The sequence below is a fragment of the Pseudomonas sp. RA_35y_Pfl2_P32 genome, from assembly GCF_963970735.1.
Classification (GTDB): domain Bacteria; phylum Pseudomonadota; class Gammaproteobacteria; order Pseudomonadales; family Pseudomonadaceae; genus Aquipseudomonas.
The window spans coordinates 1-727 of sequence record NZ_CAXAQF010000088.1 but is presented as its reverse complement, the minus strand read 5'-3'; the positions used below and the strand labels follow the sequence as shown (position 1 = coordinate 727).

2 protein-coding genes are annotated in these 727 nt (G+C 66.4%); one reads left to right on the top strand and one right to left on the bottom strand.

Annotated features, from left to right (window positions below):
• Window positions 1-290, bottom strand: a 290-nt coding sequence (locus AACY45_RS27215) for a Gfo/Idh/MocA family oxidoreductase (protein ID WP_339548524.1), incomplete at its 3' end; no start/stop codon positions are given.
• A gap of 27 nt (window positions 291-317) precedes the next feature.
• On the opposite strand from AACY45_RS27215, the gene AACY45_RS27210 reads away from it, so the two are divergent.
• Window positions 318-727 (top strand): aldo/keto reductase (locus AACY45_RS27210; protein WP_339548523.1); only part of this gene is annotated, 410 nt, incomplete at its 3' end.

The following is a 727-nucleotide window of genomic DNA, read 5'->3' as shown; positions in this document are numbered from 1 at the left end:
AGGATGTGGAGCCCGGCATCGAACAACGGCTCGAGCACGCGGCGGTGCGTATAATTGGGGCTCGCCACGATCACCGCGTCGCACAGCCCGCTCGCCGCCAGCGCCTCGACCGAGTCGAACACCGCCGCCGCGCCCGCACGATCGCCCAGCGCCGCCGTCGCCCAACCGATCGATTCCGCCACCGGATCGGCAATCGCGGTCACCACCGCCCCCGTCGTAATCGCCAGGTTGGTGATATGCTCGACCCCCATCATGCCGGTGCCGACCAGACCGTAACGCACTTGCTCCATTAAGGTCTTCGCCTCTATATGACAACGATGTCTGAAATCATACTTACACCCGAATTGCGCGCCCTCGGCAAGAGCGGAGTGCAGGTCAGCCCGATCGCCTGGGGCATGTGGCGTTTCGCCAATGCGACGGTAGCGGAAGCGCGCGCACGGATCGAGGCGGCGCTCGCCGCCGGGGTGACGCTGTTCGACACCGCCGACATTTACGGCTTCGATGGTGCCGACGGCTTTGGCGATGCCGAACTGCTGCTGGGGCAAGTGCTTGCCGAAGCCCCCGGCCTCGCCGCGCAGATGGTGCTGGCGACCAAGGGCGGCATCCGCCCGCCATTCCCCTATGACCAAAGCGCCGCGTATCTCGGCCAAGCGCTCGACGCCTCGCTCACCCGGCTCGGGGTCGATCAGGTCGATCTCTACCAGATCCACCGCCCCGACATCCTCGC